This is a genomic window from Methylibium sp. T29 (genome assembly GCF_000576205.1).
Lineage (GTDB): Bacteria > Pseudomonadota > Gammaproteobacteria > Burkholderiales > Burkholderiaceae_C > Methylibium > Methylibium petroleiphilum.
In genome coordinates, this window is record NZ_AZND01000056.1 from 1 (window position 1) to 19,221 (window position 19,221).

Annotated in this window: 14 protein-coding genes and 4 pseudogenes; 13 read left to right on the forward strand and 5 right to left on the reverse strand. The window is 69.9% G+C overall.

Annotation, left to right across the window (positions count from 1 at the left end):
- The 8 genes from x551_RS09345 to x551_RS09375 all read left to right on the forward strand — a co-directional run.
- On the forward strand, nt 1-291 hold a 291-nt coding region (locus tag x551_RS09345; RefSeq protein WP_036248273.1), incomplete at its 5' end, for a lipocalin family protein.
- Nucleotides 292-377: 86 nt separating this feature from the next.
- The gene (locus tag x551_RS09350; RefSeq protein ID WP_051495741.1) at nt 378-2,207 is read left to right on the forward strand and encodes an ABC transporter transmembrane domain-containing protein; all 1,830 of its coding nucleotides are present in this window, start codon (nt 378-380) and stop codon (nt 2,205-2,207) included.
- A gap of 82 nt (nt 2,208-2,289) precedes the next feature.
- Nucleotides 2,290-2,997: an OmpA family protein gene (locus tag x551_RS09355; RefSeq protein WP_051511925.1), complete on the forward strand. Its 708-nt coding sequence runs from the start codon at nt 2,290-2,292 to the stop codon at nt 2,995-2,997.
- Nucleotides 2,998-3,036: 39 nt separating this feature from the next.
- Nucleotides 3,037-3,888 carry a thymidylate synthase gene (locus x551_RS09360; protein ID WP_011829646.1) on the forward strand — a complete coding sequence of 284 codons (852 nt, stop codon included), beginning with the start codon at nt 3,037-3,039 and terminating at the stop codon, nt 3,886-3,888.
- 9 nt (nt 3,889-3,897) lie between these two features.
- Nucleotides 3,898-4,395 (forward strand): dihydrofolate reductase, encoded by a 498-nt coding sequence (locus x551_RS09365; protein ID WP_036232820.1) that lies wholly within the window; start codon nt 3,898-3,900, stop codon nt 4,393-4,395.
- Nucleotides 4,396-4,640: 245 nt separating this feature from the next.
- Nucleotides 4,641-4,808, forward strand: a complete 168-nt coding sequence (locus x551_RS24250) for a DUF2256 domain-containing protein (RefSeq protein ID WP_081771281.1) — start codon at nt 4,641-4,643, stop codon at nt 4,806-4,808.
- Nucleotide 4,809: 1 nt separating this feature from the next.
- The gene (locus x551_RS09370; RefSeq protein ID WP_036232821.1) at nt 4,810-6,342 is read left to right on the forward strand and encodes a cryptochrome/photolyase family protein; all 1,533 of its coding nucleotides are present in this window, start codon (nt 4,810-4,812) and stop codon (nt 6,340-6,342) included.
- 36 nt (nt 6,343-6,378) lie between these two features.
- A complete protein-coding gene (locus x551_RS09375) occupies nt 6,379-6,618 on the forward strand; it encodes a deoxyribodipyrimidine photo-lyase (RefSeq protein ID WP_036232823.1) in 240 nt (79 codons plus the stop codon).
- A gap of 173 nt (nt 6,619-6,791) precedes the next feature.
- On the opposite strand, the pseudogene x551_RS09380 reads toward x551_RS09375, so the two are convergent.
- A pseudogene (locus x551_RS09380) lies at nt 6,792-7,699 on the reverse strand (L,D-transpeptidase family protein).
- 13 nt (nt 7,700-7,712) lie between these two features.
- Entirely contained in the window at nt 7,713-8,126 is a 414-nt protein-coding gene (locus x551_RS09385) for an Hsp20/alpha crystallin family protein (RefSeq protein WP_231497659.1), read from the reverse strand.
- Nucleotides 8,127-8,201: 75 nt separating this feature from the next.
- Between x551_RS09385 and x551_RS27115 the strand changes: the two are divergent.
- Nucleotides 8,202-8,381 (forward strand): annotated as a pseudogene (locus tag x551_RS27115) (universal stress protein); the annotation flags it as partial.
- 150 nt (nt 8,382-8,531) lie between these two features.
- Here the strand turns inward: x551_RS27115 and x551_RS27915 are convergent.
- The 3 genes from x551_RS27915 to x551_RS09395 are packed head-to-tail and all read right to left on the reverse strand — an operon-like array spanning nt 8,532 to nt 12,896.
- On the reverse strand, nt 8,532-8,660 hold the full coding sequence (locus x551_RS27915) for a hypothetical protein (RefSeq protein ID WP_255343810.1): 129 nt from the start codon (nt 8,658-8,660) through the stop codon (nt 8,532-8,534).
- A complete protein-coding gene (gene mgtA / locus x551_RS09390; RefSeq protein ID WP_231497660.1) occupies nt 8,657-11,113 on the reverse strand; it encodes a magnesium-translocating P-type ATPase in 2,457 nt (818 codons plus the stop codon). The genes x551_RS27915 and mgtA overlap by 4 nt, the downstream gene beginning before the upstream one ends.
- A gap of 7 nt (nt 11,114-11,120) precedes the next feature.
- Entirely contained in the window at nt 11,121-12,896 is a 1,776-nt protein-coding gene (locus x551_RS09395; protein ID WP_231497661.1) for an alpha/beta fold hydrolase, read from the reverse strand.
- A gap of 103 nt (nt 12,897-12,999) precedes the next feature.
- On the opposite strand from x551_RS09395, the pseudogene ftsH reads away from it, so the two are divergent.
- From ftsH to x551_RS09410, 4 genes and pseudogenes are all read left to right on the forward strand, one after another.
- Nucleotides 13,000-14,852: pseudogene (gene ftsH, locus x551_RS09400) on the forward strand (ATP-dependent zinc metalloprotease FtsH).
- Nucleotides 14,853-15,290: 438 nt separating this feature from the next.
- Nucleotides 15,291-16,364, forward strand: coding sequence for an NAD(P)-dependent alcohol dehydrogenase (locus tag x551_RS09405; RefSeq protein ID WP_011829657.1), 1,074 nt, complete (start codon nt 15,291-15,293; stop codon nt 16,362-16,364).
- Between the two features lie 16 nt (nt 16,365-16,380).
- On the forward strand, nt 16,381-16,794 hold the full coding sequence (locus x551_RS28155; RefSeq protein ID WP_310732234.1) for a CoA-binding protein: 414 nt from the start codon (nt 16,381-16,383) through the stop codon (nt 16,792-16,794).
- Nucleotides 16,694-19,069, forward strand: a pseudogene (locus x551_RS09410) (acetate--CoA ligase family protein); the annotation flags it as partial. The gene x551_RS28155 and the pseudogene x551_RS09410, both read left to right, overlap by 101 nt.
- Nucleotides 19,070-19,221: the final 152 nt, after the last annotated feature.

Below are 19,221 nucleotides of genomic sequence, written 5' to 3' on the forward strand. Positions count from 1 at the left end.
CGCACGGCGGCGCGTGCGCGCGTTCGGCCCGACGAGGTGCGCTTCACGCCACTGCGGCGCTGGCGCAGCCCGGCCACGCAGGCCGAGTACGCGGTGGCATGGCAGCTCGACACGCCGGCCGGCTCGCACCACGTGCGCGCCCGTCTGGACGCCCAGGAGCTCGACAGCCGCGGCTCGACCGGCTCGGTCTACTGGGAGGGCCTGAGCGACCTGTTCGAGGCCTCCAGCGGCACGCGCATCGGCCGTGGCTACCTGGAAATGACCGGCTATGCGAGCCCGCTGAAGCTGTAGCCGCGCCGCGCGCAGGGCCGCAGCGTCAGGGCCCCACGGCGGGGGCTGCTTACACTGCGGGCCCCATGGCCTCTTCCACTTCCACGATGTCCCAGGCCGTCACAGGCGGCGCCGCTGCCGGCGCCGGCGCCAAGGCGCGCTCGGTCCGCCCCTTGCGCGGCCTGCTGCCCTTCCTGAAGCCCTACCGCGGCCGCATCGTGCTGGCCGGGCTGTTCCTGGTGGGGGCCGCGCTGACCACGCTGGTGTTCCCGGTGGCGCTGAAGGCGCTGATCGACCAGGGCCTCGTCAGCAGCGACCCCGGCAAGCGCGTGCTGGCGCTGCGCGGCCACTTCTTCGCGCTGTTCGGCGTGGGCGCGGCGCTGGGCGTGTTCTCGGCACTGCGCTTCTACATGGTCACCTGGCTCGGCGAGCGCATCACGGCCGACCTGCGCAACGCGGTGTATGCGCATGTGGTGAAGCAGAGCCCGCAGTTCTTCGAGACCACGCAGACCGGCGAGGTGCTGTCGCGCCTGACCACCGACACGACGCTGGTGCAGACGGTGGTGGGCTCCAGCCTCAGCATGGGCCTGCGCAACACCGTGATGGGCCTGGGCGCGCTCGTCATGCTGGTGATCACGAACCCGGTGGTGATGGCGCAGGTGCTGGGCATCCTGGTGCTGGTGGTGCTGCCGGCGCTGTGGTTCGGCCGCAAGGTGCGCAGCCTGTCGCGCGCCAGCCAGGACCGCGTGGCCGATTCGAGCGCGATCGCCGCCGAGGTGCTGAACGCCGTGCCGGTGGTGCAGAGCTACACGCAGGAGGCGCGCGAGGCGCAGCGCTTCGACGCCTCCACCGCTCGCGCCTTCGCCACCGCGGTGCGGCGCACTCGCATGCGCGCCGGGCTGGTGGCCTTCATCATCACGGCCACCTTCGGCGCGCTGCTGTGGGGCCTGTACCAGGGCACGCAGGCGGTGATCCGCGGCGAGATCAGCGCCGGCCACCTGGGCCAGACGGTGGTCTACGTGATCCTGCTGGTGAGCTCGGTGGCGGTGCTGGCCGAGGTGTGGGGCGACCTGCTGCGCGCCGCCGGCGCCAGCGAGCGGCTGATGGAACTGCTGGCCACGCGCTCGCCGATCGAGAGCCCCGCCCGGCCGCGCGCGCTGGCCGCAGCGCCGATCGGCTCGCGCGTGAGCCTGCGCGATGTGGTGTTCCGTTATCCGTCGCGCCCGCTGACGCCGGCACTGGACGGTGTGACGATCGACGTGGAGCCGGGCCAGACGGTGGCGCTGGTGGGCCCGAGCGGCGCCGGCAAGAGCACGGTGTTCCAGCTGCTGCTGCGCTACTACGACACCCAGGGCGGCACGGTGGCGATCGACGGCGTGCCGGTGCGCGAGGCCGACCTCGGCGCGCTGCGCTCGCGCATCGGCCTGGTGCCGCAGGACAGCGTGATCTTCTCGACCAGCGCGATGGAGAACATCCGCTACGGCCGACCCGAGGCGAGCGACGACGAGGTGATCGCCGCCGCGCGCGCCGCGCACGCGGACACCTTCATCCGCGCCCTGCCCGAGGGCTATGCCAGCTTCCTGGGCGAGCGCGGCGTGCGGCTGTCGGGCGGGCAGCGCCAGCGCATCTCGATCGCCCGCGCGATCCTGAAGAACGCGCCGCTGCTGCTGCTGGACGAGGCCACCAGCGCGCTCGACAGCGAAAGCGAGCGCGCGGTGCAGGCCGCGCTGGACGAGGCGATGCGCGGCCGCACGACGCTGGTCATCGCCCACCGGCTGGGCACGGTGATGCACGCGGACCGCATCGTGGTGCTCGACGCCGGGCGCGTGGTGGACAGCGGCACGCACACGGAACTGCTGGCCCGCAGCGGGCTCTACCAGCGGCTGGCGGCGTCGCAGTTCTCCGATGCGCCGGCGATGACGGTCAACGACGCCTGAGACGGGCGCGTTGTAACGAACGCTTGCAGCGCCCCCGGCGCCGCGCCGTACAAAGACGATCCTGGACCTCGAAGGAATTGCCATGACGATCACCTCCTCCCGCACCTCGATCCCCACGCTCTCGATCGTCGCGCTCACCGCGGCCGCGCTGCTGGCCAGCGGCTGCGCCAACATGAGCCAGGAGCAGCAGGACACCGCCAAGGGCGCCGGCATCGGCGCGGCCGTCGGTGCGGTGGCCGGCGTGCTGATCGGCGACAGCAAGAAAGGCGCGGCCACCGGCGCGGCGATCGGCGCGCTGGGCGGCGCGGTGGCCGGCAACGTGTGGTCCAAGAAGATGGAAGAGAAGCGCCGCGCGATGGAGCAGTCCACGCAAGGCACCGGCGTCGACGTGACGCGCACCGCCGACAACCAGCTCAAGCTCAACGTGCCGAGCGACATCTCCTTCGACACCGGCAAGTCGGCCATCAAGCCCGAACTGCGCACCGTGCTCGACAGCTTTGCCAACGGCCTGGCCAACGACCCGGCGCTGCAGGTGCGCGTGATCGGCCACACCGACAGCACCGGCAGCGACGCGATCAACAACCCGCTGTCGGTCGACCGCGCGCAGAGCGTGCGCGACTATCTGGCCGGCCGTGGCATCCAGCCGGCACGCATCGAGACCTCGGGCCGCGGCTCGCACGAGCCGATCGCCGACAACACCAGCGAGGCCGGGCGCGCGAAGAACCGCCGCGTGGAGATCCTGCTGCGCGAGCCGGAACAGGCCGGCGCCCCGGCCGCCCCGAAGTCCTGACCCGGCGCGGCCGCGGGGCCCGCTGCCTACAATCTGCAGATGTCAGCTCTTCCTTCCCCCTCGCCCCGCCCCGCCCGCTCCCAGTACGAGGACTTCCTGCGCCACGTGCGCGACCACGGTGTGGTCAAGGCCGACCGCACCGGCACCGGCACCACCAGCGTGTTCGGCCACCAGATGCGCTTCGACCTGCGCGAGGGCTTCCCGCTGGTCACGACCAAGAAGGTCCATCTCAAGAGCATCGTCCTCGAACTGCTGTGGTTCCTGCGCGGCGACGGGAACGCCACTTGGCTGCAGGAACGCGGCGTGACGATCTGGGACGAGTGGGCCGCGCCCGACGGCGACCTCGGACCGGTCTATGGCGTGCAGTGGCGCAGCTGGCCCACGCCGGACGGCGGCCACGTCGACCAGATCGCCGAGGTAGTGAAGCAGCTCAAGACCAACCCTGATTCGCGGCGCATCATCGTCAGCGCGTGGAACGTGGCCGACTTGCCGAAGATGGCACTGATGCCCTGCCACGCCTTCTTCCAGTTCTACGTGGCGCCCGGCGACTCGCCTTCGGCTCGGGGTCGGCTGTCGTGCCAGCTCTACCAGCGCAGCGCCGACATCTTCCTCGGCGTGCCCTTCAACATCGCCAGCTACGCGCTGCTGACGCACATGCTGGCGCAGCAGTGCGACCTGGAGGTGGGCGACTTCGTCTGGACCGGCGGCGACTGCCACATCTACAGCAACCACCGCGAGCAGGTCGAGCTGCAGCTCTCGCGCGCGCCGCGCCCCTACCCCACGCTGCAGATCAAGCGCCGGCCGCCGTCGATCTTCGACTACGCCTACGAGGACTTCGAGATCATCGGCTACGACCCGCACCCGGCCATCAAGGCGCCGGTCGCGGTCTGAGACCTCCCGATGGAACTCTGGCTGATCGCCGCGGTGGCGCGCGACGGCGCCATCGGCCGTGCCGGAACGATGCCGTGGCACCTGCCGCAGGACCTGGCTCACTTCAAGCGCACGACGCTGGGCTGTCCGGTGGTGATGGGCCGCAAGACCTGGGAGTCGTTGCCGCCGCATTTCCGGCCTCTGCCGGGCCGCCGCAACGTGGTGGTGACGCGCAATGCCGCCTGGCAGGCCGACGGCGCCGAGGCCGCGCCCTCGCTCGACGCCGCGCTCGAGCGCCTGCGCGAAGCGGAGCGGGTGTTCGTCATCGGCGGCGGTGAGCTCTACGCCCAGGCGCTGCCGCGCGCCGACGGACTGGTGCTGACCGAGGTCGACATCGGCGTGCCGGACGCCGACACGCACTTCCCGGCCTGGGACCGCAATGCCTTCTCCGAAGCCGCGCGCGAAAGCCACACCGACGGCGCGCCCTGGCCCTATCACTTCGTGCGCTACGAGCGCATCCGTCGCTGAAGCGCCGCGACGCCGTCGCTGGAATGTCTGGCTGCCGGTCGGGATGAGCAACGCCGCAGGAGCTGCGCTGTCCAAGGGACTGACCGAGCAACTTCCCAAGACGTCGTTCGGCTTCGCAGTTCAGGCCGTCGACGGCGGCAAGCACAACGCTTGCGCAACGCCCCTGCTCCAGCTTCGACCGCCTCCGGATGGCATCCTTCGGAGCCCGCACAGTCGATTCGGAGTTCGGTTCGGGCTCGCCGCCAATGACATCGTCCACCCCCGCATTCCGCGGCAACAAGGCCGCCCTGCCCAGCAAGCCTTGCGTGGCCTGCGGCCGGCCGATGAGCTGGCGCCGTCGCTGGGCGCGCACCTGGGATGAGGTGAAGTTCTGCTCCGACGCCTGCCGGCGCGCCAAGGGAACCCGTGACTGAGATGCGCCACCTGGTCGTGGTGCTGGGCGATCAGCTGGATCTGCACGCTGCGGCGTTCGACGGCTTCGACGCAGCACGCGACGCGGTGTGGATGGCCGAGGTGGCCGAGGAATCGGCGCATGTGTGGTCAAGCCAACCGCGCACGGTGATGTTCCTCGCCGCGATGCGCCACTTCGCGCTCGCCCTGCGTGCGGCCGGGCGAGCCTTGCATTACGCCGCGCTGGACGATCCCGCCACGCACGGCAGCCTGCAGGCGCAGCTGCACGCCGACATCGAACGCCTGCGCCCCACCGGCCTCGTGATGACGGCCCCAGGCGACTGGCGCGTGCTGCAGGCGATCAAGTGCGTGGCGCAGGAGCAGGGCCTGCCGCTCGAGATCCGCGAGGACCGCCATTTCTACGGCAGCGTGCGCGAGTTCGCGGCCCACGCGCGCGGCCGCAAGGCGCTGCGCATGGAGTACTTCTACCGCGAGATGCGCAAGCGCCACGGCGTGTTGATGCACGGAGACGAGCCCGAGGGCGGCCAGTGGAATTTCGATGCCGACAACCGCGAGGCCTTCGGTGCCGCCGGCCCGGGCGCCGTGCCGCCGCGTGCGGTGTTCGAGCCCGATGCGCTCACGCGCGAGGTGATCGCGCTGGTCGAGAAGCGCTTCGGCACCCATCCCGGCCGACTCGATGGCTTTGCCTGGCCGGTGACGCGTGCACATGCACTCGTCGCGCTGCAGCGCTTCATCACCGAGCGCCTGCCGCTGTTCGGCCGCTACCAGGACGCCATGTGGCCCGGCGAACCCTGGCTGTACCACGCCCACCTGGCGGCCGCGCTGAACCTGAAGCTGCTGAATCCGCGCGAGGTCGTGGACGCGGCCGTAGCGGCCTACCGCGGGGGCGCCGCGCCGCTGGCCGGCGTGGAAGGCTTCGTGCGCCAGATCCTCGGCTGGCGCGAGTACGTGCGCGGCATCTACTGGACCCGCATGCCGGGCTATGCCGAGCTCAATGCACTGGACGCCTGCGAGGACCTGCCCGCCTGGTACTGGACCGGCGACACCGAGATGGCCTGCCTGCGCGACGCGATCACGCAGACGCTGCAGCACGGCTACGCGCACCACATCCAGCGCCTGATGGTCACCGGCCTGTACGCGCTGATGCTGGGCGTGCAGCCGCAGCAGGTGCACGCCTGGTACCTGGCGGTGTACGTGGACGCCGTCGAATGGGTGGAACTGCCCAACACCCTGGGCATGAGCCAGTACGCGGACGGCGGGCTGATGGCCAGCAAGCCCTACGTGGCGACCGGCAAGTACATCCAGCGCATGAGCCCGCACTGCCAGGGCTGCCGCTACGACCCCGCCCAGCGCACAGGCGAGAAGGCCTGCCCGTTCACCACGCTGTACTGGGATTTCCTGATGCGTCACGAGGCGACGCTGGCCGGCAATCCGCGCATGGTGCTGCAGGTGAAGAACGTGGCGCGTCTGGACGACGCGCAGAAGCAGGCGATCCGCGAGCGCGCAGTGGCCATCCGCAACGGCGCGGTCGCGTGAGCCGGGCCATTGTCTGGTTCAAACGGCGACCTGCGCGTGGCAGACCACGCGCCGCCGGCCGAGGCAGCGCGCGGCGACGCCGCGCGGGCGCTCTTCATCGTCGAACCCGCTTGGCTGACCAGCCCCGAATCCCACCCGCGGCGCGAGGCCTGGTTGCTGAAATGCCGGGTGGCACTGCGCGACGCCCTCGCCGCGCGAGGCCTGCCGCTGCCGGTGCGCACCGGCGAGGCGGTGGATGGTCCTGGTCGGGGTTTCAGCGACGACCTCGACCGGTAGCACGGCGACGAGGAGCCCGAGACACATGGCTGACAAGGCCCGCTTCCAGCATCCGGCGGCTGCAACGCGACGTCGAAGCCAACCTGCAAAGCGTGGCCGTGAGGAGAGACCTCCTCGACGAGGTCGATCGCCCACGTGCGGTCTTGCAACGCGCCGGGGTCACCACGCCCTGATCAGTGCCCGCTGCCCTCTCGATCCACGACCACGAGCCAGCGTCCCGCCCAGGGCGTCATGAGTCGGTCGGAACGCAGGACCCAGAAGCTCTCGCCGCGGGCGACGGCCGCGTCGTAGTCGGCATCGAGCACGCCGTGACGATCGAGAAAGCGGTTCAGGCTGGCGGCGATGCGGATGCAGCCTTTGGACTGCTGCGTGCCCAGGCGCGGTTCGAGCCGCTGCGGATCGGTGGCGTGCACCTGCAGGCGCATCTGCCCCATCCACCGCCGCCCCACCCGCGCCAGCCCTGCTGCCATCCAAAGTCGAAGACGCGCATGCCGCGCGCGCCGTAGCCGCAGATGCCCTGCGCATTGGGCGTGCCTTCGGCACGGAAGTCGGGATTGGCCAACGTGTGAGGGAAGACCCCCAGCGGCGTCTCGAAATGGTCGTACCCTGAGGCGCGTCCGGTGGACACGGGACTGGCGCCGACCACGCGCGCCGCGTCGAATCCACCCTGCGGCGGCAGCCACCACAGCACGGCGGCCTGTGCATGCGGCGCACGGTCGACCATGAGCACGAACTGTCCGTCTGGCACAGCCACCCCGGCGACCGCGAAAGCCCGCTGCAGCAGGCCGCGCCATTCGATCACCTCTTGCGCGCCGGGCGCCAGGCGGCGGTCCACCTCAGCAACGAAGACGTCGGCCAACGGCGTCGAGGTCGGCGGGCCATCGTCGACCTCGACGTCCCCGGCCGCTGCGGCGCCGGACGCCATCGCCATCGCGAGCGAAAGGCCCCACACCGCCGTTTCGGTCAACCGCGGCAATGCCTTCGCGGCCGAGCCGAACGCGAGGTGCGGCTGTTTCAAAAGCCACCGGACTCGCGCAGGCGACGCAGCAGTTCTTCGCTCGGAGGTACGTCGTCGAGGCACATGGTGACCTCGACTACTGGATCGCGATGACGCGGGAGCCGGCACCGTCGCGCTTGGGCAGGGTCAGCTTCAGCACGCCATCTTCCAGCTTCGCGACAACCGCCTTGTCGTCGATCTCGTGCGCCAGCGAGAACCCGCGCGATGCGCTGCCGTAGTAGGTTTCCTTCAGTAGCGAGCGGCCGGACTTCTCCTCCTTCTCCTTGCGCACTTCGGCGCTGATGGAAACGTAGTTGCCGTCGACCGAGACGCGGATGTCATCCTTCTTCGCGCCAGGAATCGATGCGCGAACGTGGTAGTCCTTGTCGTTCTCGGTGACGTCGACTTTGATCTCGGCCGGCATGTCGGCCGCCAACGAGGTGGGCACGGTGCGCGCGAAGCGGCGGAAGAACTCGGGGAAGAAATCGTCGAGGCGGGCGAGGTCATTCATGGTCAGCTCCATTGGTTGAGTCGCTGCACGACACGCAGCGGCAAGGTCAGTCTAGGATTCGCTCCGGCGCACGGCTTGCGCCAGGTCAAGCCAACCGAACGAGCGGGCGGCAGCCGCGACCTGCCTGTCGTCGGCCATCCGGCCGGAGAGATCGCATCGCTGGTCGACAAGGAGCAGCCGGACCTGTTTGGGATGGGCTCGCACGGCCACGGCGTGTTCGCCGGGTTGGTGCTTGGCTCGGTCGGCACCGGCGTCCTGGACCGCTGCATAACGGCAGCGTTGCTCTCGGTGGCCTCGCAGCCGATGAACCTGCTGCTTGCCCGCCGCCCGCCTTGCGCTCCGTCAAGCTGCGCAAGCGCCGGAACCCTGCGGGCAATCCGGCGTGCTGGATGCCACGACCCGCCATCAACGCGGATCGGCCGCCGGGATGGGCAACGTGCGATCTTGCGGAAACGAGACGCGCTGGAACGCGCCGAGTGCATGCTTGGCCAGCTCGACTGCGGCCAGATAGGAAAGCGTCAGCGCGACGATCATCGCCAGCGCCGGCAACGGCAGTGGCACGAAGCCGAAGGCATCGGCCAGGGGAGCCACGGCATCGCCACCGCCAGCGCCGTGATCGCGAGGCTGCTCGCCGCCAGCCAGGCAGAGGGCCGATCGCGCCACGCGGCGTGCGGCGTGCGGATCAGGAAGATGACCAGGACCTGCGTGGCCATCGACTGCACGAACCACGCGCTCTGGAAGACGGCGGCCGGGACGTGCAGAACGAGCACCATCAGCGCGAACGCGGCGAGGTCGAATACCGAGCTCAGCGTGCCGAAGCACAACATGAAGTTGCGGATCTCGGCGACATCCCAGCGCTGCGGCACGAACAGTTGGGCGACGCTCACGCGGTCGGTCGGGATCGCGAGTTCCGACAGGTCGTAGAGGAAGTTGTTGAGCAGGATCTGCACCGGCCGCATCGGCAGGAACGGCAGGAACACCGCGGCGGCTGCCATGCTGACCATGTTGCCGAAGTTGGAACTGGTGGCCATCTTCACGTACTTGCCGACGTTGACCACGGTGCGCCGGCCTTCACGCAAACCGTCGCACAGCACCGCGAGGTCTTGCTCCAGGAGAACCAGATCGGCCGCCTGCTTGGCGACGTCGACTGCGCCGTCGACCGAGATGCCGACGTCGGCCGAGTGCAGCGGCGGCGCGTCGTTGATGCCGTCGCCGAGGTAGCCGACGACATGCCCGCCGGCCTGAAGCGCGCGCACGATGCGGTTCTTCTGCTCCGGTGTCACGCGGCAGAACAAGGTGGCATCGGACGCCGCGGCGCGCAGCGCATGGTCGTCGAGTGCGGCGATCTGCGTGCCGGTCAACACGCCGCCAAGCGGCAGGGACAGCGCGCCGCACAGGTGCCGGGCCACGGCTTCGTGGTCGCCGGTGACGATCTTCACCGCCACGCCGTGCGCCCGCAGCGAGCGCAGCGCCTCGGCCGCAGACGCCTTGGGCGGATCGGTGAACGCGACGAAGCCGGCAAAGATGAAGTCGTGTTCGTCGCGCGCCGTGACATCCGTCGTTGCGTTGTCGATACACCGCGTGGCCACGGCCAGCAGGCGCAGGCCCTGCTCGCCGCACTGCGCAAACAGGCGTTCGATGGAGATACGGCGCGCTGCGTCTAACGCCGCGATGCCCGAACCCTGCTCGACACCCACGCACAGGCGCAAGATGTCTTCCGGCGCACCTTTGGCCACGAGCAGCCGGGAGCCCGCGCGCTCGACCAGCACCGAGACCCGGCGCCGCTCGAAGTCGAAGGGCACTTCATCGAGCTTGCGCCAGCCCGCTGCATCGAGCTGGCCGTGGGCAAGGATGGCGTCGTCCAGCGGGCTCTTCAGCCCGGTCTCGAAGTGGCTGTTGAGCCACGCCAGTTCGAGCACGCGCGAGCTCGGCTGGCCTTCGGCATCGAGCGCACGCTCGACGCGCAAGCGCGCCTCGGTCAGGGTCCCGGTCTTGTCGGTGCACAACACGTCCATCGCGCCGAGGTCCTGCACCGCGGCGAGCCGCTTGACGACAACCTTGCGGCGCGCCAAGCGCGCGGCACCGCGGGCCAGTGTCACCGACACGATCATCGGCAGCAGCTCCGGCGTCAGGCCCACGGCCAGCGCGACCGCGAAGAGGAAGGATTCCAGCATCGGCCGCTGGTTCAGCAGGTTGACGAAAACGACGGCCAGTACCAGCGCCACCGTGGCACGCGTCAGCAGTAGACCGAAGCGACGCGTCGCGCGTTCGAAGGCTGTCGGCGGCGGCGCCTGCGCGAGGCGATGCGCCAGCCGGCCCAGCTCTGTCTGCCGCCCGGTCGCGCACACCAGCACGCGGGCCGATCCGCTGACCACACTGCTGCCCATCAGGGCGGCGTGCGGGCAGCCGAGTGCGACCTGCTCGGTCCCGGCAGTAGCGCGCGGCCGCTTCTCGACAGGGAACGCCTCGCCCGTCAGAGACGCCTCGTTGACGAAGAAGTCATTCGCCTCCAGCAACCGCCCATCGGCAGGCACCAGGTTACCGGCAGCCAGCATGACGCAGTCGCCAGGAACCAGGCGTGACGCCGGCAGCTCGACCTCGCGCCCATCGCGCCAGGCCCGCACGCGCAAGGCCACCGAACGTTGCAGTGCCTCAACGGCGCGTCCCGCGCGATGCTCCTGGAACAGGTCGAGGCAGATGCTCGCCAGCACCACCGCAGTGACAAGACCGAAGCTGATCGCATCGCCGGTCGCGGCGGCGATCCCCGAGGCCACCAGCAGCACCAAAGTCAGCGGTTCCAGCAGGCGCGTGGCGACGCGGCGGACGAACGATGACCCTTTGGCCTGCTCGAGCCGGTTCTCGCCATGGCGGCGCAGGCGCGCGGCTGCCTGGCGCTGCGTCAAGCCTCGCGGGGTCGTGTGCAGCGTCGCCAGCAGCCGGTCGAGCGGCAACAGCCACCAAGTCGCGGGCGCCTTGTGCTGCACCACCGGAGACTCAGCGCATCAGCACGTACTGCCCCGGCGCATCCGCCAGCACGGCATAGCCCTGCGCGGCCGCGCCGACGGCCGGTGGCGTGACCAGACGGCCGGAGCGGCTCGCCAGCCAGCGTTGCCACTCGGGCCACCAGGAGCCGGGCTTTGCCTCGGCCTGCGCGAGATACAGGTCGGGGTCGATGTACTTGCCATCCGCGGCGCGGGTGCGTACGCGGTAGTGCCGGTGGGGATGGCCCGGCGGGCTGACGACGCCGACGTTGTGGCCACCGCTGGTCAGCACGAAGGTCAGTTCGGTGTCGGTCAGCACGTGCAGCTTGTAGACCGAGCGCCACGGCGCGACATGGTCCGTCTCGGTGCCGAGGCAGAACACGGGCACGTGCACGTCGCCCAGCGCGACCGGCTTGCCGGCCACACGGAAGCGCACAGCGGCCAGATCGTTGCGCAGGAAGAGGCGCTTCAGATACTGAGCGTGCATGCGGTAGGGCATGCGGGTGGCGTCCTGGTTCCAGGCCATCAGGTCGGTCATGGGCGCGCGCTCACCCATCAGGTAGTCGCGCACACCGCGCGACCAGATCAGATCGTTGGAGCGCAGAATCTGGAAGGCGCCGGCCATCTGGTCGCTGGCGAGGTAGCCGCGATCGAACATGATGTCCTCGAGAAAGGCCACCTCGCTGTCGTCGATGAAAAGGGCGATCTCGCCCGGCTCGGTGAAATCGGTCTGCGCGGCCAGCAGCGTCAGCGAGGCGAGGCGCTCGTCGCCGTCGCGCGCCATCGCGGCGGCGCCGATCGCCAGCAGCGTGCCGCCCAGGCAGTAGCCGACGGCATGCACGCGGCGTTTCGGCACGATCGCGCCGACCGCGTCGAGCGCGTCGTACAAACCCATGCGCAGGTAGTCCTCCATGCCGTAGTCGCGCTCGGCTTCGCCCGGGTTCTTCCACGACACGCAGAACACCGTGTGGCCTTGATCGACGAGATACCGGATCAGCGAGTCGTGCGGCGACAGGTCGAGCACGTAGTACTTCATGATCCACGCGGGCACGATCAGGATCGGCTCGGGATGCACCTTCGGCGTGGTCGGCGTGTACTGGATCAGCTCGACGAGCGAATTGCGCAGCACGACCTTTCCCGGCGTAGTGGCCAGGTTCCCACCGACGCCCCAAGCCTCGCTGCCCGCGCTCGGGCGGCCCGCCTTCAGGCGCTCCCAATCGTCCCACCAGTGCCCGGCGCCCTGCGCCAGGTTGGCGCCGAGGGTGGCGAGCGTGCGCTGCAGCACCAGCGGATTGGTGGCGACGAAATTGCTCGGTGAGCACAGGTCCAGCAGTTGGCGGGTGATGAAGGTCACCACCTCCTCATGGTGCTTCGAGACGCCGCGCACTCCGGTGGTGGCGTTGTGCCACCATTGTTGGGTGAGCAGGAACGACTGCGAGATCAGGTTGAACGGCCACTGGTGCCAGGCCGGGTCGGCGAAGCGCCTGTCCTGCGGCAGCGGCTCGATGCAGCAGGGCGCTTCGGGGCTCGTTGCATGCGCGAGGTACAAGGCGAGCCGAAGCGCCTTGCGCCAGGCTTTGTGCACCAGCTCGGCCTGCTTGGCCGGCGACAGCGCCAGGTGCGACAACCAGTCGACATAGGCGAGCAGCAGCGCCGACGGCGAGACGCCGCGCGTGGCGTGCCCGAGTTGCGCGTGCAGCCAGCGATCGAACCCTTCGGTGGGCTCACCCACGGGAATGTCCAGCACCGGCGGCGCTCGAGCTGCGTCGACCTCGATCTGCTGAGTCATGGTCCGTCCCATCCATCCAGCACGTCACTGTAGGGACGGCCGGCGCGACCGCCATTGACGCAGCGCAAGCGGACCCCCCTGGCGCGCGGCGAGACTGGCTGCCGTGAAGATCCCCTTCGATCGCTGGCTCGGCTGGCCCACGCTGCTCCTGCTGCTGCTCGGCCTCTGGTTGCTGGGAAGCATCTTGCGCGACCAGCGCACCGTCGAGGCGGTGCCTTACAGCGTGTTCGAGCAGTACCTGCGCGACGGCCAGTTGACCGATGTGCAGGTCGGCGACCAGGTGATCAGCGCCAGGTTCACCTCGCCTCACGACGGCAAGGCGACCGTCGTCGCCGAGCTGGTCGAACCGGCGATGGCCGAGCGCCTGTCGCACTATGGCGTGTCGTACCGGCGCGTGCGCGAATCGAACTGGCTCTCCCAACTGTTGTCGTGGATGGCCGGGCCGCTGCTGTTGCTCGGATTCTGGTACTTCATGAGCCGCCGCATCGACGGGCAACAGGGCGGCGCCGGCTTCCTGGGCATCGGCCGCAGCCATGCCAAGGTCTACATGGAGAAGTCCACCGGTGTGCGCTTCGACGACGTCGCCGGCGTCGACGAGGCCAAGGCCGAGCTGCAGGAGATCGTCGAATTTCTGAGGGACCCGAAGGCGCACGGGCGACTCGGCGCCCGCATGCCCAAGGGCGTGCTGCTGATGGGGCCTACCGGGACCGGCAAGACGCTGCTGGCGCGTGCGGTGGCTGGCGAGGCCGGGGTGCCGTTCTTCTCGATCAGCGGCTCCGAGTTCATCGAAATGTTCGTCGGCGTCGGTGCGGCGCGCGTGCGCGATCTGTTCGAGCAGGCTCGTGCCGCGGCGCCGGCGATCATCTTCATCGATGAGTTGGACGCGCTCGGCAAGGCGCGCGGCATGGGCGGGCTGGTGGGCGGCCACGACGAGCGTGAGCAGACACTGAACCAGTTGCTGGTCGAGCTCGACGGCTTCGATCCGAGCGTCGGGGTGGTGCTGCTCGCGGCGACGAACCGGCCCGAGATCCTCGACCCAGCGCTGTTGCGCGCCGGCCGCTTCGACCGCCAGGTGCTCGTGGACCGGCCCGACAGGTCGGGTCGGCGCGCGATCCTGCGGGTGCACGCTGCGAAGGTCCGCCTCGCGCCCGATTGGGACCTCGATCAGGTGGCCGCGATCACGGTCGGATTCGCCGGCGCGGACCTGGCGAACCTCGTCAACGAGGCGGCCTGGTCGCGACGCGCCGGCGGGCGGATGCCGTGACGCTGGCCGATTTCACCATCGCGATCGAGCGCATCGTGGCCGGCATCGAGAAGAAGCACGGCCTGCTCGGGGAGGACGAGAAGCGTCTCGTCGCCTACCACGAGCTGGGGCACGCACTGACCGCACTCGCACTGCCAAGCACCGACCGAGTGCAGAAAGTGTCGATCGTGCCGCACGGCATCGGCGCGCTCGGCTACACGCTGCAGCGCCCGAGCGAGGACCGTCACCTGCAGCGGCGCACAGAACTGATCGACCGGCTGACCGTGCTGCTTGGCGGCCGGGCGGCGGAGGAACTCGTCTTCGGAGAACCGTCGACCGGCGCCGCGGACGATCTGGCGCGCGCCACCGGGATGGCGCGCGACATGGTGCTGCGCTTCGGCATGGACGAGGGCCTCGGGCCGGTGGCCTACGCCGATGCGCCAGCGAGTCCCTTGGTCGGTCTGCCCGCCATGTCGACTCTGTCCGAGCGCGCCAGCCCGGCCACCGCCGAACGCATCGATGCGGCCGTGCAGGCGCTGCTCGGCCACGCCCGGCAACGCGCCACCGAGATCCTGCGCGACAACCGCGAGATGCTGGACCGCACGGCTGCAGCGCTGATGGCGCAGGAGACGCTCGACGAAGAGGCCCTGCTGGCGCTGACGGCAGGCCTGCGTGCGGCTGGGCGTCCAGCCGCAATCCGGCAGGTCGCCTGAAGACAGATCGTCGCGGTCGATCACACAGTGTTGCGCAGCGATGCTGCGCGTTATCGGCGTCGTCGCGATGTGTTGTCGTCGCCCCTCCGTCCTGTTCCCATGGCGAGACCGCCAGAAACAGGAGGAGCAAGAGATGAGCGCTGGTGCCATCGCCGCGGACCTGGGCTACCAGCTGCGCTTCCACTCGCTCTTCCACGAAGGCCGCGGCTGCGTTTCCCGTGCGACGCCGCCGGCAGGTCGACCTGGGAACCTTGAGCCCGCACGCGCTCAGCAACTACTTCTACGCCCGCAAGGTAATCGGCCGGGAACCCGCGATGCCCGCCATCGAGTCGACGATGCACCGACGCCGCCTGGGCGGCGGAATTCTTGACCGGGCGCAAGCCGGCCGCACGGCAGTTGCGAACAATGCGAAGCACCGCCCACCTCGAGGAGTCAGCCATGCCCAAGATGAAAGCCGCCGTCTTCGTCGAGCCGGGACGCATCGTCCTCGAGGACAAGCCGATTCCGGACATCGGTCCGCTCGATGCGCTGGTGCGCATCACCACCACGACCATCTGCGGCACCGACGTCCACATCCTGAAGGGCGAGTACCCGGTCGCCCGCGGCCTCACCGTCGGTCACGAACCCGTGGGGGTGATCGAGAAGCTCGGTTCGGCCGTCGAGGGCTACGAGGAAGGGCAGCGCGTCGTCGCGGGCGCCATCACGCCCAGCGGCTGGAGCAATGCCTGCCTCTGCGGTGCTTGCTCGCAGGACGGCGCGGGAACCGCGCACGGGTGGAAGCCGATGGGTGGCTGGCGCTTCGGCAACACCATCGACGGCTGCCAAGCCGAGTACGTGCGCGTGCCCGACGCCATGGCCAACCTGGCGAGGGTGCCCGACGGCCTCACCGACGAGCAGGTGCTGATGTGCCCCGACATCATGTCGACCGGCTTCGGCGGCGCCGAAAGTGCAGGCATCCGAATCGGTGACATTGTGGCGGTGTTTGCTCAAGGCCCGATCGGGCTTTGCGCAACAGCCGGCGCGAAGCTGTGCGGTGCCAGCGTCGTGATCGGCGTGGACCGGCTGCCCGAGCGTCTGGCGATGGCTCGGCGCATGGGGGCCGATCATGTCATCGATGCCTCGCGGGTCGATCCGGTCGAGGAGATCGCACGGCTGACCGGTGGGCGCGGCGTCGACGTGGCGATCGAGGCGCTGGGGACACAGCAGACTTTCGAGTCGTGCTTGCGGGTTCTGCGTCCCGGTGGCACGCTGTCCAGTCTGGGCGTGTACTCCACCGACCTGAAGATTCCACTCGGCGCCTTTGCTGCGGGGTTGGGCGATCACAAGATCGTGACGACGCTGTGCCCGGGCGGCAAGGAACGCATGCGGCGGCTGATGTCGGTGATCGAGCGCGGGCGCATCGATCTGGGCGCCATGGTCACGCACCGCTACCGGCTCGACGACATCGAGACCGCCTACGAGCTCTTCGGTCAGCAGCGCGATGGCGTGCTGAAGATCGCGATCACGCCGTGAAGCACCGGGTTCGCGCGTGACCGTCCGCAACCTCGATGCCCTGCTGCGGCCTTCGTCGGTCGCCGTCATCGGAGCTTCCGATCGCATTGGCAGCGTCGGCGGTACCGTATGGCGGAACCTGCGCGCGGGCGGTTTCCAGGGGCCGGTGCTGGCCGTGAACCCGCACCACGCGGTCCTGGACGGACAGCCCGTGGTCCCAAACATCGGGGCCCTCCTCCTGGTGCCGGACTTGGCCGTGCTCTGCACACCTCCGGAAACGCTGCCTCCACTCGTCGCCGAGCTCGGCGCACGCGGTACACGCGCCGCGATCGTGATGACCGCGGGCCTCGATGCCATGCGGAAGCAGGCGCTGCTGGACGCCGCGCGGCCGCATCTGCTGCGCGTACTGGGGCCCAACTGCCTCGGTCTGCTCACACCCGCCATCGGCTGAACGCGAGCTTCGCTCACGCCGACGCGCTGCCCGGAGACATCGCCTTCGTCTCGCAATCGGGCGCGCTCGTCACCGCCGTTCTGGATTGGGCCCGATCGCGGCGCCTCGGCTTCTCGCATCTCGTCTCGCTCGGCGAACATGCCGACGTCGACTTCGGCGACCTGCTCGACTACCTGGCGAGCGACCCGCAGACGCGCTCCATCCTGCTCTACATCGAGAGCATCGAGTCACCGCGCAAGTTCATGTCCGCGGCGCGTGCGGCCGCGCGCAACAAGCCGGTCGTCGTCGTGAAGGCCGGGCGTGCCGGCAACGGCATCCATGCCGCCGCATCGCACACCGGGGCTTTGGCCGGCTCGGACGTCGTGTTCGATGCGGCGATCCGCCGCGCCGGCATGCTGCGCGTGGACACGCTGCAGGAACTCTTCACGGCCGCGGAGACGCTGGCGCGCTTTCGCGGCGGCCACGACGGTACCCTGACCATCGTGACCAACGGCGGCGGCGCCGGCGTGATGGCCGCCGATGCGGCCTCGCTCGCCGGCATCCCGCTGCGCGAGCTCGGCCCCGAGCTGCTTAGCCGGCTCGACGCCGGGCTGCCGGCCACCTGGTCGCACGCCAATCCGATCGACATCATCGGCGACGCGCCCGTGCAGCGTTACACCGACACATTGCGGGCGCTGCTCGCCGATCGCGACACCGGCGCGGTGCTGTTCCTGCATGCGCCCACCGCGATCGTGCGCAGCGACGACATCGCGCGTGCCTGCGCGCCGATCGTGCGCCCCGATGCCGATCGCGTGATGGCATGCTGGCTCGGGGACGCCGCCGTGACCGACGCGCGGCGCATCTTCGAGGAGGCCGGCGTGGCCGACTACGCGACCCCCGAAGAGGCCGTGCATGCGTTCGCCAGCGTCGTGACCTACCGCCGCAACCAGGCCCTTCTGACCGAGGCACCGACGGCCAGCGAGAACGGACCGCCCGCTGTCGACGCGGCCCGCACCGTCATCGCGCGCGCGCTCGACGCCGGCCGCGAGATGCTCGACGAGTCGGAGGCCAAGGCCGTGTTGGTCGCCTACGGCATTCCGGTGGTAAAGACATTGGCCGTCGACGCGTCGGCCGATGCCGCAGAGGATGCAGCGCGGACACTGGGCTATCCGGTGGCGCTGAAAATCCGCTCGCGCGACATCAGCCACAAGTCGGATGTCGGCGGTGTCGCCCTCGACTTGTGCGACGGAGCGGCAGTGCGCGACGCCACCGACAGCATGCTCTCGCGCATCCGCGGGAGCCGGCCGCAGGCACGCATCGACGGCTTCACGGTCCAGGCGATGGGGAAGCGGCCGCTGGCGCAGGAGCTGATCGTCGGCGCCAGCATCGACCGCTGTTCGGGCCGGTGATCCTGTTCGGCCAGGGCGGCACCGCGGTCGAGGTGCTCGCCGACCGCGCGGTGGCGCTGCCGCCGCTGAACCGCGTCCTAGCGCACGAGGCAATCGGGCGCACGCGGGTGGCCAAGCTGCTTGCCGGCTACCGCGACCATCCGCCGGCGAAGCTCGACGCGATCGCCGACGTGCTGGTCGCGGTCTCGCAGATGCTCGCCGACCTGCCGCAGATCGCCGAGCTCGACATCAATCCGCTGTGGGCCGACGCCGACGGCGTGCTGGCGCTCGACGCACGGCTGCGCGTGAGCCGCACGCCGTGCGCCGGCGCGCAGCGGTTCGCCATCGCGCCCTACCCTGCCGAGCTCGCCGAGACCGTGGCGTGGCGCGGCCGCGAGTTGCTGCTGCGCCCGATCAGGCCGGAAGACGAGGCGCGCCACCGCGCATTCTTCGAGCAAGTCGAGCCCCGCGACTTGCGCCTGCGCTTCTTCAGCAGCCGACGCGAGTTGCCGCGCAGCGAGTTGGCGCGCCTGGTCCAGATCGACTACGCACGCGAGATGGCCTTCATCGCACTTCTCGCGCCCGCCCGCGGCGGCGCGCCCGAGACCGTCGGTGTGGTGCGCGTCGTGTGCGACCCGGACAACGTCGAGGCCGAGCTCGCGATCCTCGTGCGCTCGGACCTGAAGCATCAGGGCCTGGGCCATCTGTTGCTGGACAAGGCGATCCGCCATCTGCGCGGGCACGGGACGCAGCGCGTCGTCGCCGACGTTCTGCACGAGAACGCCGCGATGCGCGAGCTGGCGCGCAGCCACGGCTTCACGGCTGAACCGGGGCAGGATTCGACGGCGTCAATGCGCCTGGTGCGAGAACTGGCAGCCGACCGCGGCGCGCCGATCACGGTCCACCCATGAGACCCGAGGCGCTTTCGACCTTCGCCGCGGCAAAGACCGGGGCGCAAGCAGCGCCCTTCGCCGCTGGCGAACGCATCGTCGCCGCACTCCAGCGCAAGCTGGGCGCGCGCCTCGTCGAGACCCACATCTCGTGGGTGCTGCTCGGTGCC